The organism is Vibrio sp. TRT 2004, assembly GCF_050113735.1.
Classification (GTDB): domain Bacteria; phylum Pseudomonadota; class Gammaproteobacteria; order Enterobacterales; family Vibrionaceae; genus Vibrio.
The window spans coordinates 16,991-29,414 of sequence record NZ_JBNJOH010000051.1; the positions used below are offsets into that span (position 1 = coordinate 16,991).

12 protein-coding genes and 1 pseudogene are annotated in these 12,424 nt (G+C 44.8%); 8 read left to right on the forward strand and 5 right to left on the reverse strand.

What is annotated here, in order from left to right; all coding sequences use genetic code 11:
* Positions 1-5: 5 nt before the first annotated feature.
* Entirely contained in the window at positions 6-1,010 is a 1,005-nt protein-coding gene (locus ACQEXR_RS16940; RefSeq protein ID WP_331427583.1) for a peptidoglycan DD-metalloendopeptidase family protein, read from the forward strand.
* 49 nt (positions 1,011-1,059) lie between these two features.
* Here the strand turns inward: ACQEXR_RS16940 and tyrA are convergent, their stop codons facing one another.
* Positions 1,060-2,187 (reverse strand): bifunctional chorismate mutase/prephenate dehydrogenase, encoded by a 1,128-nt coding sequence (gene tyrA, locus ACQEXR_RS16945; protein WP_269377372.1) that lies wholly within the window; start codon positions 2,185-2,187, stop codon positions 1,060-1,062.
* A gap of 24 nt (positions 2,188-2,211) precedes the next feature.
* A complete protein-coding gene (locus tag ACQEXR_RS16950) occupies positions 2,212-3,285 on the reverse strand; it encodes a 3-deoxy-7-phosphoheptulonate synthase (RefSeq protein ID WP_138971369.1) in 1,074 nt (357 codons plus the stop codon).
* Between the two features lie 241 nt (positions 3,286-3,526).
* Here ACQEXR_RS16950 and ACQEXR_RS16955 point away from each other — a divergent pair, with 241 nt between their 5' ends.
* On the forward strand, positions 3,527-5,203 hold the full coding sequence (locus tag ACQEXR_RS16955) for a LytS/YhcK type 5TM receptor domain-containing protein (protein ID WP_427020789.1): 1,677 nt from the start codon (positions 3,527-3,529) through the stop codon (positions 5,201-5,203).
* Between the two features lie 8 nt (positions 5,204-5,211).
* A complete protein-coding gene (btsR, locus tag ACQEXR_RS16960; RefSeq protein WP_138971371.1) occupies positions 5,212-5,931 on the forward strand; it encodes a two-component system response regulator BtsR in 720 nt (239 codons plus the stop codon).
* Between the two features lie 41 nt (positions 5,932-5,972).
* Here btsR and nagZ read toward each other — a convergent pair whose 3' ends face one another.
* Entirely contained in the window at positions 5,973-6,959 is a 987-nt protein-coding gene (nagZ, locus tag ACQEXR_RS16965; protein WP_427020790.1) for a beta-N-acetylhexosaminidase, read from the reverse strand.
* A 99-nt stretch (positions 6,960-7,058) separates the two neighbouring features.
* On the opposite strand from nagZ, the gene ACQEXR_RS16970 reads away from it, so the two are divergent.
* Together ACQEXR_RS16970 and murQ are read left to right on the forward strand one after the other, a co-directional pair.
* Entirely contained in the window at positions 7,059-8,174 is a 1,116-nt protein-coding gene (locus ACQEXR_RS16970) for an anhydro-N-acetylmuramic acid kinase (protein WP_427020791.1), read from the forward strand.
* A gap of 8 nt (positions 8,175-8,182) precedes the next feature.
* Entirely contained in the window at positions 8,183-9,109 is a 927-nt protein-coding gene (gene murQ, locus ACQEXR_RS16975; protein ID WP_331427580.1) for an N-acetylmuramic acid 6-phosphate etherase, read from the forward strand.
* A gap of 61 nt (positions 9,110-9,170) precedes the next feature.
* Here murQ and ACQEXR_RS16980 read toward each other — a convergent pair whose 3' ends face one another.
* Entirely contained in the window at positions 9,171-9,512 is a 342-nt protein-coding gene (locus tag ACQEXR_RS16980) for a DUF2799 domain-containing protein (RefSeq protein ID WP_426951081.1), read from the reverse strand.
* A gap of 205 nt (positions 9,513-9,717) precedes the next feature.
* Between ACQEXR_RS16980 and ACQEXR_RS16985 the strand changes: the two genes are divergently transcribed.
* Positions 9,718-11,202: a carbon starvation CstA family protein gene (locus ACQEXR_RS16985; RefSeq protein ID WP_427020792.1), complete on the forward strand. Its 1,485-nt coding sequence runs from the start codon at positions 9,718-9,720 to the stop codon at positions 11,200-11,202.
* 75 nt (positions 11,203-11,277) lie between these two features.
* Complete coding sequence (locus ACQEXR_RS16990) at positions 11,278-11,523, forward strand: hypothetical protein (RefSeq protein ID WP_427020793.1); 246 nt, start codon at positions 11,278-11,280, stop codon at positions 11,521-11,523.
* On the opposite strand, the gene ACQEXR_RS16995 is transcribed toward ACQEXR_RS16990, so the two are convergent.
* Positions 11,516-11,719: a hypothetical protein gene (locus tag ACQEXR_RS16995; protein WP_427020794.1), complete on the reverse strand. Its 204-nt coding sequence runs from the start codon at positions 11,717-11,719 to the stop codon at positions 11,516-11,518. The two genes, ACQEXR_RS16990 and ACQEXR_RS16995, sit on opposite strands and share 8 nt — an antisense overlap.
* Positions 11,720-12,077: 358 nt before the next feature.
* On the opposite strand from ACQEXR_RS16995, the pseudogene ACQEXR_RS17000 reads away from it, so the two are divergent.
* Positions 12,078-12,353, forward strand: a pseudogene (locus ACQEXR_RS17000) (transposase); the annotation flags it as partial.
* Positions 12,354-12,424: the final 71 nt, after the last annotated feature.

Below are 12,424 nucleotides of genomic sequence, written 5' to 3' on the forward strand. Positions count from 1 at the left end.
AGCTTATGTCAAAAAAAATTACTATTTCTATCCCTGACTCATCAGGGGTACAACACTTCTATATCTCAAGAAAAAACTTCGTTGTTTCCTCTATGCTACTGATCGGTACGCTAGGTTCTGGTGGGGTTTATTTCTGGCAACAACAGCAGAAAACGCAACAAAACTACAATGCTCTGCTCGATCAACTCAGCTCAGTAGAACAGGCTAAAAACGAACTCGAGATGCTCTACGAAGAGCAAGTGGACACCACCCATTCACTGTCTCAGGAGTTGGAAGATAAGCGTAACCAGATTCAAGTTCTCGGTAAACGTGTCTTTGACGTAGAGTCTGTATTGGGACTCGCTGATGAAACACTCAGCGATGAACAGAATCTTGAAGACCGACTTGATGCCGCAGCGGTTGACTCAGCAGTACGTGCGACCATGTTCCGTATGATCCCGAACGATTCGCCGCTCAACTACCAGCGCATATCTTCTCCATATGGCAGACGTACGAACCCAATTACTGGCAAACGTCATACTCATACGGGCATCGACCTGACATGTAAACGCGGTGAAGAGATTTATGCTCCTGCGGATGGTGTTGTAGAAACCGTGCGCCCGAGTTCAAAAGGATTTGGTAACTTTCTCACCGTTCGACACTCGTTTGGTTTTATGAGCTCCTATGCTCACCTCGCCAAGTTTAAAGTTCGCAGTGGTCAGTTTGTAAGTAAAGGGGATCTGATCGCCACTTGTGGTAACTCGGGTAATTCAACAGGGCCTCACTTGCATTACGAAGTACGCTTTTTAGGACGAGCACTCAACCCACAATACACCATGGATTGGACGCCAGAGAACTTTAACTATCTTTTCGAAAACGAGAACGGAGTCAAATGGGCTCCACTGGTACAAATCATCGATGAAACAGTGCGCTTACAGGTCAATCTGACCAATACACCGTATAGTGATAACTCGGTGAGCACGGTGAAAAACGAACAGGCTTCACAGGCAGAACCTGTGGTGATTCAATAATAGCGATCAAAAAGAGCGACGTTCAGCCGCTCTTTTTACATCCCTAACTCTATCCTCTGTGGATGGAGTCATTGGCTTGCTTCAACAAATTTTGGCTCTCTTCAAGGAACTGCTGCGAGTAGTCACCGAACCAGTCACTGACTTTGTCAAAACTCTCAACAAATGCCTGTTTGTCCTTGCCATCAAGAATCTCCAAGGCTTCACCAAAACAACGGTGAAAACGCTTGATCATGTCGATATTCTCTTGAGAAGAGAGAATGATGTCACCGTACAAATTAGGATCTTGACCGAATAGTCGCCCAACCATAGCAAGCTCTAAGCGATAAATAGGTGAACTCAGCTTGAGTAGCTTATCGATATTGGGGTTTTCACGGCTAAGGTGAAGACCGTATGCAAATGAAGTGAAGTGGCGTAGTGCCTGAATCAAGGTCATACCATGATCATGCTCACTCGCATCAATCTGACATAAGCTCGCGCCCCAAATAGAAAACTGTTGCAGCAACCATTGGTAGCTCTCTTCGCCTCGGCCATCACAGTAAACAATCACCTGCTTAGCCAAACTTGGAACATCAGGACCAAACATTGGATGCAGACCAACCACCGGCCCTTGGTGCACGTTAAGCATCGCTTGCAGTGGCTTAGACTTAATCGAGGTTAAATCACACAATATACAATCTTTAGGTAACTGACCCAGTTTCTCAATCACACCTTCGGTAAGATGAATTGGAACCGTCACCACAACCATCCCAGCATTCTCAAGCATTTCATCAGCTCGATCCCAGTCTTTGCTCCCAAGCACTTTAACGTCGTAACCAGAAAGCTTAAACATACGACCAAACAAGCCACCAAGCTGACCGTGACCGCCGACAATCACCACAGAGCGAAGCTCAGGATTAAGGCATTTGAAACCAGAATCTTTCTCACTGGCATAAGATTCACGCATTGTGCGGCGAAGAATATCTTCAATGAGTTGAGGGGGCACGCCTTTCTTCTCTGCTTCTTGACGACGTGAAGCCAGCATTGCCGCTTCACGATCTGGGGCATAGATAGGTAAGCCGTGTTTACTTTTCACTTCACCGACTTTCTCGACTAACGCAAGTCGCTGGGCTAACAAATCCAAAATCTGTTTATCTACTGCGTCAATCTGATCACGCAACTCATTCAATTCAACGGCCATTGATGTTCCTTGTGCTCTTCTGCATTAGCCTTTCAAACGATTCTCTAGGAAAGGGACTAGCTCTTCATGTGCATGACGTAATAGTGCCTCAGTTGTATCCCAATTGATACAAGCGTCGGTGATAGAAACACCATATTGCATCTCACTTAACGGAATATCAGATGACTGATTGCCCTCGTTAATATGACTTTCGATCATTAGGCCAATAATCGATTTGTTCCCTTCACGGATTTGGTGGATCACATCTTCTGCAACCAAAGGTTGACGACGGAAATCTTTACGTGAGTTGGCGTGACTGCAATCCACCATCAGCGAAGCTTCCAAACCATGCTTGGCCATATCCTGCTCACATTCAGTCACAGAAACTGAATCGTAATTGGTCTGCTTACCACCGCGTAGGATCACATGACCATTTGGGTTGCCTTGGGTCGTCAGTAAAGCAACCTGACCTTCACGGTTAATACCCATAAAGCGGTGGCTTGAAGAAGCAGCTTGCATCGCGTTAATTGCCGTTGCTAAGCTACCATCTGTACCATTTTTAAAACCAATTGGCATGGAAAGACCACTCGCCATTTCACGGTGAGTTTGCGATTCAGTGGTGCGGGCACCAATCGCAGCCCAGCTGAAGGTATCTGCTAGGTATTGTGGGCTGATTGGATCCAGAGCTTCAGTGGCTAATGGAATATTCATTTCAGCCAGGTCGACAAGTAGCTCACGACCAACATGAAGACCGTGCTCAATATCAAAAGAGCCATCTAGATGTGGGTCATTGATCAAACCTTTCCAGCCAACCGTTGTACGTGGTTTTTCGAAGTAAACACGCATAACAATATACAGTTGGTCACTCAGTTGTTCTGAAAGTGCTTTAAGACGCTTAGCGTATTCCTTCGCAGCATCGATATCGTGGATTGAACATGGCCCGCATACAACAAGCAGACGGTGATCTTTCTTGTGGATGATATTCGCGATGGTTTGACGTGATTCTTGGATAGCGCGACGAGCTTTGTCACTAAGAGGCAATTTTGCCTTGAGCTCTTCTGGCGTAATCAGAACCTGTTCATCACTAATATTGATATTGCTCAATTCACTTTTTTGCATAACCTAAACCTGTATATTTATTTTTACACCAAGATTCATCCGTATCACTTGGCCTTGAATAAACATAAAATAACAGCCCAAATTTAGATTGCAACATGTAAACTAAAAAAAAACACCAATGTAAATTTAAATTTACACATGAGGTTTTGGCTGGTTTTAGCGAAGAATGATGAGATAAGCATGTTTTCTCTGCGGTTTGTTATCTAGAATAAGGGATAAATCCACACCTAATTTTATTGCTATGGATCTGATTCTTTCCCTACTACAGCAGATGTGTGTCTATTTAGTGCTGGCTTACATGCTTAGTAAGACCCCTATATTTCTGCCATTGCTGAACATATCCAACCGACTTAGCCACAAGTTGAGCGTCTACGTACTGTTCTCTCTATTCTGTATTATGGGGACTTACTTTGGTTTACAGATCAATGATGCCATTGCCAACACCCGAGCGATAGGCGCGGTAATGGGTGGACTCTTTGGTGGGCCTATTGTTGGTTTTTTTGTCGGACTAACCGGAGGCTTACACCGCTACTCACTCGGTGGCTTCACCGACGTGGCTTGTGCAATATCAACCACTGCCGAAGGATTGATTGGTGGCTTACTGCATATCTACCTACTTCGTAAAGGAAAGTCTGAACAACTCTTTAATCCGAGTGTGGTTTTTGCCGTTACCTTAGTGGCAGAAATCGTCCAGATGCTGATCATCCTGATCGTCGCCAAACCTTTTGATCAAGCGTATAACTTGGTATCTGCTATTGCAGCTCCGATGATCATTGCTAACTCAGTCGGCGCAGCCTTATTTATGAGTATTCTGCATGACAGAAAAACCATCTTCGAAGAGTATTCAGCCACGTTTTCACGGCGTGCACTCAACATAGCTGAACGTTCAGTGGGTATCCTGGCATTAGGATTTAACAGCCAAAATGCAGAGAAAATCGCTCGAATCATCTACGAAGAAACCAACGTTGGTGCTGTCTCTATTACCGACGATGAAAAGATTCTAGCCTTTGTAGGCATCGGGGATGATCACCATAAACCTAATACCCCGATCTCTTCACAAAGCACATTAGATGCGATTCAACAAAATGACATTATCTACCTCGACGGTAAGGAAAAGCCTTATCAGTGTTCTTTGTCGTCTGAATGCAAGCTTGGTTCGGCACTGATTATTCCCTTACGTGCGGGAGAACGAGTGATTGGAACAATCAAGTTGTACGAACCCAAGCGAAAACTGTTTTCTACCATCAATATGTCGATGGCTGAAGGGATTGCCCAATTACTCTCAAGCCAAATTCTATTTGGTGACTACCAGCAGAAACAAACCTTGTTATCTCAAGCGGAAATCAAACTACTCCATGCTCAAGTCAACCCGCATTTCTTGTTCAATGCTCTAAATACTATCAGTGCAGTTATTCGCCGAGACCCCGCGAAAGCAAGAGAGCTTATTCAGCATCTTTCTCATTTCTTCCGTAGCAATCTCAAGCAAGATATCGAAACCGTCACCCTCAAAGAAGAGCTTGCCCATGTGAACGCCTACCTGACCATCGAAAAGGCGCGTTTTACCGACAGGCTTGAAGTAACGATAGACATCGAAGAAAGTTTACTCAGTCGCAAAGTGCCAACATTTACCCTTCAGCCACTAGTAGAAAACGCCATCAAGCATGGGATATCAAATCTGCTATTCGGAGGCGTTGTTCGCGTCTACAGTCAGGTCGAGCAAGAGGGTTATCGTATCGTTGTTGAAGATAACTCGGGCAGTTACTCTCCCCCCGCTGATGACCATCTAGGATTAGGTATGCAAATCGTAGACAAACGTCTCACGAATAAATTTGGTCGTGCTTCGGCTCTCACTATTGAAGTAGAACCGGACAGACTTACGCGAATGAGCTTTATCATTCCCAACGAACACTCTCATTAAGGAACACCATGCTTTCAGCATTAGTCATAGATGACGAACTCTTTGCTCGCGAAGAACTGACAGAGTTGTTAGAAGAAACTGGGCATATTCAAGTTATCGAACAAGCCAGCAACGCAATCGAAGGGTTAAAAAAAATCAATCAGCTTAAACCTGACGTGGTGTTTCTCGATATCCAAATGCCACAAATAACGGGAATTGAGCTGCTGGCGATGCTCGACCCCGAAACGATGCCAAAAGTCGTGTTTGTTACGGCTTATGATGAGTTTGCCGTTCAGGCATTTGAGGATAATGCCTTTGACTATCTGTTGAAGCCAGTTGATACCCAAAGGCTTACTAAGACAGTTAACCGACTACTGAAAACACAACGAGTCAATAAGGAGCAAATTGCCGCTATCGCTCCTCCTTGTTTGGATCAGGTGCCGTGTATTGGGCTCAACAGAATCGTTATTATTCCGACTAAAGATGTCGAGTTTGCTTATAGTGACATTAGCGGTGTTCATGTTCAGACCCATGAACAGAAAGCGACGTCTCAGTTAACACTTAAAGTGTTAGAAGAGAAAACACCTCTTGTTCGCTGTCATCGACAGTTTCTCGTCAACATCAGTGCCATTAAAGAAATTAAACTACTGGAAAATGGCTTGGCCGAAATTATCACAGTCAGCAATCACCCTCTTCCAGTGAGTCGTCGTTACCTTAAAACCCTCAAAGAGAAACTCGGTTTTCACTGACTGAGCAATCAATCAAAGAGCCGCAGTCGCGGCTCTTTCAGTTAGGATTCTAAAATACGTTTCATCGCATCTGACGCTTGTCGCCACTGCTCACTGCGTTGCAGATCTTCCAAGGTAAAACTTTGCGTCTTCAACAGATTAACCGCTTCAGGCGTTTCCATGATCGGCAGATTGTCTAACACCTCAATCTGACCTTGTCGATTATTGCATAACAGCAGCATGTCACAGCCTGCGACCAATGCTTGATGAGACCGCTCTGCTGGCCCCCCCATAATCGCCGCACCTTCCATATTTAAGTCATCAGAAAAAACGATGCCTTTAAAACCTAGTTGGTAACGCAGTACTTGTTTGAGCCAGTATTCAGAACCACTCGCTGGCTGGTCATCGTAATGGGGAAAAACAACATGAGCTGGCATCATTGCATCAAGAATGCCGGCTTCGATTTGCGCTTTAAATATCGCCATATCCTGTTCGAGAATGTTATCGCGATAATCAAATGGGGTTTCTAAATGTGAGTCAGCAATCACACCACCATGACCAGGGAAGTGCTTGCCAGTTGTCGCCATTCCTACCGATTTCATTCCTTTCATGTAAGCGAGACTATGGCAAACGATGGTATCCATATCCTCACCAAACGAACGGTCTCCGATCGCTTTACACTCATGCCCCTGATCCAACACAGGCGCAAAACTAAGATCGATATCATGGGCCACCAGCTCAGCAGCCATCAGCCAACCACCTTGCTGAGCTAACTGCTCACTGTTTTCAAACTGGGCATATCTCTGCGCAGCGGGAATTCGGGAGAACCCCTCTCTAAAGCGCTGTACTCGTCCACCTTCTTGATCAACACCAATCAGAATAGGTCTCTTAGCCGCGTGACGAATAGCTTTATTTAACGCCAATAATTGCGCACTATCATGGTAGTTTCGAGAAAAAAGAATCACACCACCTACGGTTGGGTGTTCAAGAATTTCTTTATCTTCTGCAGTCAGTTCACAACCAGCCACATCGATCCATAACGGTCCCATAATTTCTCCACATCCAGCTCAATTTCGCTATGCTCCCGAGGTTATTAGGATTATTCTCTGTTTACAACGGTTAAACTTCACTGTTAGCGAAAATTGAGCATGACCACAAAAGAGTTATACATTGGCATTATGTCTGGCACTAGCCTTGATGGAATCGATACTGCACTGGTCGAGATTGACGATTGTCATATTCGCCTGTTGGAAAACCATGACCATGCCATTCCAGAGCAGCTTAAACAACGAATCCTAAATGTGTCACTGGGTCAATCAACTACGCTTCCAGAAATTGGTCACATAGATCATCAACTCGGCAAACTTTATGCGGAAGCAGTACAAGCGCTGTTGGCCAAAAGCGGACGAACAGCAAAAGAAATCACTGCCATCGGCAATCATGGTCAAACCGTCTTCCACCAACCTAATGGGGACGCGCCTTTTACCATCCAACTTGGTGATGCCAATATCATTGCAGCCCTAACGCAGATAGATACGGTCGCCGATTTTCGACGCAAAGATATTGCACTGGGTGGACAAGGTGCCCCTCTGGTTCCTGCTTTCCACCAATCAATTTTCAAATCGAATGGCTCAAGCGTTGTGGTACTCAATATCGGCGGCATTGCCAACATTTCGGTGTTAAGACCGGGGCACCCCATCATTGGTTACGACACAGGCCCTGGCAATATGTTGATGGACGCGTGGTGTTATAAACATCAAGGTATCGCGTTCGATAAAGATGCTCAGCTTGCTAATCAAGGCAAGATTGATACTGACCTACTGTCAGAACTCCTTGATGAACCTTACCTAACACTTCCAGCACCTAAAAGCACCGGACGCGAACTGTTCAACTTGCCTTGGTTAGAAAACATCCTCAACCGTTACTCAACGAAGGTTGCTGATGTGCAAAGAAGCTTGTGTGAATACACCGCGCAAACTATTGCTAATGAAGTCAAAAAATTCAAACTAGGCGATACGCCAGAGTTATTAACCTGTGGTGGCGGCGCTCATAACCCACTACTCATGCAACGCTTAGCCGAGCTATTGCCAGATTGGCAGGTGATGCGAACCGATGACAAAGGCGTCGACAGTAATAATATCGAAGCGATGGCCTTTGCTTGGCTGGCCTATCGGCGCATTCACAATCTGCCAAGCAATCTGCCTGAAGTCACCGGAGCCTCCAAACTGGCTAGCCTTGGTGTGATGTACTTTGCTGATAAATAAGGACAACTATGACTAATGATGCGCTTATCGCTGCACTTTCACATTTAGTTTCTGAAGGGCGTAATCCTGAGACCATGGATATCGACCTCTTGCCTTCAAGTGAAATCGTCAAGCGAATCAATCAACAGGACCAACAGGTTCCTCTGGCGGTCGAGAAAGTGTTACCTGAAATCGCTCAAGCCGTCGATAAAATCACAGAGGCATTTAAGAGCGGAGGGCGTTTGATCTACATGGGGGCAGGAACCAGTGGTCGTTTGGGTGTTTTAGACGCCTCAGAGTGCCCTCCGACTTTTGGCGTATCCGATCAGATGGTGATTGGACTTATCGCTGGTGGACCAGAGGCGATTTTAAAAGCGAAAGAAGGCGCGGAAGACTCATTTACCTTAGGCATCGAAGACCTTAAAGCGATCAATTTTGCTCACAATGACGTGGTGGTTGGTATTGCTGCCAGCGGCAGAACACCCTACGTGATTGGAGCGCTCGAATACGCAAACCAAATTGGCGCAACCACCGTTGCCCTGTCCTGTAATCCTGACTCTCCCATCGCCGATATTGCACAAATAGCGATTAGCCCAATTGTGGGGCCAGAAGCTCTTACAGGATCGACTCGATTAAAATCCGGAACAGCGCAAAAACTTGTGCTGAATATGCTAACGACAGCATCAATGATTCGTTTAGGTAAGAGTTATCAGAACCTAATGGTTGATGTGAAAGCGACCAACAAAAAGCTGGTTGCACGCGCTGCACGCATCGTTATGCAGGCAACTGATTGTGATAACAGTGAAGCGATTGCAACGCTCGAACAAACTCACTATGACGTTAAGGTAGCCATTCTGATGATTCTCACTGGAATGGACGTTGCTGAAGCAAAAAGTAAACTCGATAAACAAGACGGTTTTTTGCGCAAAGCGGTTCAGCTTCACCACAACGATTAATTGAATAACTAGGGGAGCAGAGGCTAACTTGCTCCCCTCTGTTATATGCGATTAACAATGGCTAGTTCTGGTATTCATTCCAGCCACGCTGCCATTCCATTCGAAACTTTTGCGCACTCTCTGTACCTTCACACACACCTTCGTAATATTGACCAGACAATCCTATCTGATAGGCGAAATCTGGGTTGCAGTATTGGCCGATACCTTCCGAGTAACCCGTTTCATAATCTGCCTGCTTAACTGCACCTAAACTTGTCAGCTCTTTATAAGAACGCTGAGTGTGACCACTGACTCCATCTTGAAAACCAATTTGATACCAGTCTCCTTGTTTTGCGAGTTGCTCAGGGCTACTCACACACGCAGTCAGAACCGTCAATATGGCTACGACAATTATCTTCCTCATTGTTTTTCCTTGACTTTATCTCCAGTGATTAATCAAACCACTAAACTTCAACAATTGCCACTCACTGACAGAAAAAACCACTTAATAGCCCAGAAAACCACTCATTTTTCTATACGACCACTCACTTCAGAAGCGAATGATGATTGCCCGAGAAAGACTTAGTATGCATGGTGAGCTTAATTAATTTCACTAAGGAACAAGTGCTATGTTGTGGTTTCTAACCTGTGTCGCGGCCCTGATAGGTGGCTACTTTCTCTACGGCGCATTCGTAGAGAAGATTTTTGGTATTAACGAAAAACGTCAAACCCCTGCGCATACTATGCAAGATGGTGTTGACTACGTTCCAATGTCGACGAAAAAAGTCTACTTGGTTCAACTACTGAATATTGCTGGTGTGGGTCCTATCTTTGGCCCAATCATGGGAGCCCTTTACGGCCCAGCAGCAATGCTATGGATTGTGGTCGGCTGTATTTTTGCTGGTGCGGTACATGATTACTTCTCAGGTATGCTATCAGTTCGCAATGGTGGCGCTTCAGTTCCAACCATTACTGGCCGCTACCTAGGCAATGGCGCAAAACACTTTATGAACATCTTTGCCATTGTTCTTCTACTGCTAGTTGGTGTGGTATTTGTTTCAGCTCCAGCAGGAATGATCACTAACCTAATTAACGATCAGACTAGCCTAAACGTTAGTATGACAACTATGGTTATTGCAATTTTCGCTTACTACATCATTGCTACCATCGTTCCTGTCGATAAAATCATTGGTCGTTTCTACCCACTATTTGGCGCACTACTGATCTTCATGTCTGTTGGCTTAATGACTGCAATTGCTTTCTCTAGCGAACACACTGTTATGGGTGACTTCCAAGTTAGCGACATGCTAACAAACCTAAACCCAAATGATATGCCTCTTTGGCCAGCTCTTTTCATCACTATTGCATGTGGTGCGATTTCAGGTTTCCACGCAACTCAATCTCCACTAATGGCACGTTGCATGGAAAACGAGAAGAATGGTCGTTTCGTATTCTACGGTGCAATGATCGGTGAAGGTGTTATCGCTCTAATCTGGTGTGCAATTGCACTTTCATTCTTCGGTTCACTAGAATCACTTTCTGAAGCAGTTAAGAATGGTGGTCCTGGTAACGTAGTATATAGCGCGTCATTTGGCCTACTTGGTGTGTTTGGTGGTGTTATTGCCTTCCTAGGTGTGGTTATCCTACCAATCACTTCAGGTGACACAGCGTTCCGCTCAAGCCGTTTAATCCTTGCTGAATACTTCAACATGGATCAAAAAACACTGCGCAACCGACTATTGATGGCAGTTCCACTATTCGTTATCGGTGGTATCTTGACTCAAGTAGATTTCGGCATTATCTGGCGTTACTTCGGCTTTGCTAACCAAACGACCGCGGTCATGATGCTATGGACTGCATCCGCGTACCTACTACGCCATAACAAGCTGCACTGGATTACCACTATCCCTGCAATGTTCATGACGACAGTGTGTGTTACCTTCATTCTCAATAACAGTTCACTAGGTTTTGATTTGCCAATTCAAATCTCAACCATTTCAGGCGTACTGTTCGCTCTTGCTGTCACAGCTTATGTAATCAGGACTTCAAAAGGCAAAGGTGAAACAGACCTAGCTGATGAAGAGAAGCCTCAAGCAGTCACAGAAACTGCGTAGCTCAAAACAAAAACGTAATGAAAACTAAGGCTCCTTCGGGAGCCTTTGTATTGTAAAGCGCGTAAAAAAGCCAGCATGAGAAGACGAAAGCTATCAACTGAGTTGGTCGTTTTGCTGCTAGTCGGTATTGGTTTGCATCGCGACAGACCTATTACTGATGTGTTTCAGGTCGTTGATCTGATAGTGAAGGGCCATAAGATAATACAATCCCCCATCTGCATACCCTTGCGCGGATGCGGTTCCACCAATAATTTGTTCGACAAATTGCTTAATGTCACTGCCCAGCATTCGCTGGGTATAAAAGAGTCACGATTTAATTAAACATAGTGCCGACTTTTTCAAAGAAGCCTTTGATTTTCTTATCGTTGAACAGTTTTTCCCAGTTCTCTATGCTTTGTTGCACGCCATGATAAGCCCAGCCTCTGCCATTATTAAGCTCAATGGCACGGTCGTATTTTGATTTTAATTCAGGCGAGAGCTTATTCTCGTTATCGCCAAAGCGTATATATTCATCCAAACTTGGGAAAATGGTTCACCTGATTTGTACTCCGTTGCATAAATCAGCGAGCCATAAGCTGCTACATTTCCGTACTTAGCAAAGTTATCGAGTAAAGTTTTTATTTCTGAATCGGACAAGCAAATTTCGTTTTGCTCAATCGCTACTCATTTACTTTCAAAGCACGCTCTCTCCGGTACACTCGTACTGCCCCAGCGATTCCCCTTTAACAACAACCTTTTCGTCGTTTGGTACAAACTATCTACCATTCGACCCAGCTCAAGATTCTTTTGATATAAAGTGGCGTTGTTGACTAAATCAGTTGAACTTTTCCTCAGTCCTGCGATCTGATCCCATGTAGTAGAAGCATGGTGGTGTCATGGGTAAGTCAAAGAATAAGATAACGAACTGGAATGAGTATAATGAAGCCTTATGTAAACGAGGCTCAGTAACGTTTTGGATTGATGACTCAGCCGTTGAAGCGTGGCAATGCAAGAGTCACCATGGCAAACGTGGTAGAGGCTTTCAATTTTCTGATACCGCTATTGAAACAGCTTTGATGATAAAAGGCATATTCTCTCTCCCGTTACGTGCGCTTCAAGGCTTTATCGATTCTATATTTACATTGATGAGTGTCCCTTTACGTTCCAAAGAGTTGCTGTTCGCTTAGGCACTGTTCTTTTATGTATGTTCCGGTCTGATTTAAACGATGCATAGCCGCAAAAA

Bases quoted from the DNA above. Each gene is read 5' to 3' on its own strand.
- murQ (WP_331427580.1), top strand. From the start codon at position 8,183: ATGACTAATGATGCGCTTATCGCTGCACTTTCACATTTAGTTTCTGAA.
- ACQEXR_RS16970 (WP_427020791.1), top strand. From the start codon at position 7,059: ATGACCACAAAAGAGTTATACATTGGCATTATGTCTGGCACTAGCCTT.
- ACQEXR_RS16985 (WP_427020792.1), top strand. From the start codon at position 9,718: ATGTTGTGGTTTCTAACCTGTGTCGCGGCCCTGATAGGTGGCTACTTT.
- ACQEXR_RS16955 (WP_427020789.1), top strand. From the start codon at position 3,527: ATGGATCTGATTCTTTCCCTACTACAGCAGATGTGTGTCTATTTAGTG.
- tyrA (WP_269377372.1), bottom strand. From the start codon at position 2,187: ATGGCCGTTGAATTGAATGAGTTGCGTGATCAGATTGACGCAGTAGAT.
- btsR (WP_138971371.1), top strand. From the start codon at position 5,212: ATGCTTTCAGCATTAGTCATAGATGACGAACTCTTTGCTCGCGAAGAA.
- nagZ (WP_427020790.1), bottom strand. From the start codon at position 6,959: ATGGGACCGTTATGGATCGATGTGGCTGGTTGTGAACTGACTGCAGAA.
- ACQEXR_RS16950 (WP_138971369.1), bottom strand. From the start codon at position 3,285: ATGCAAAAAAGTGAATTGAGCAATATCAATATTAGTGATGAACAGGTT.
- ACQEXR_RS16980 (WP_426951081.1), bottom strand. From the start codon at position 9,512: ATGAGGAAGATAATTGTCGTAGCCATATTGACGGTTCTGACTGCGTGT.
- ACQEXR_RS16990 (WP_427020793.1), top strand. From the start codon at position 11,278: ATGAGAAGACGAAAGCTATCAACTGAGTTGGTCGTTTTGCTGCTAGTC.
- ACQEXR_RS16940 (WP_331427583.1), top strand. From the start codon at position 6: ATGTCAAAAAAAATTACTATTTCTATCCCTGACTCATCAGGGGTACAA.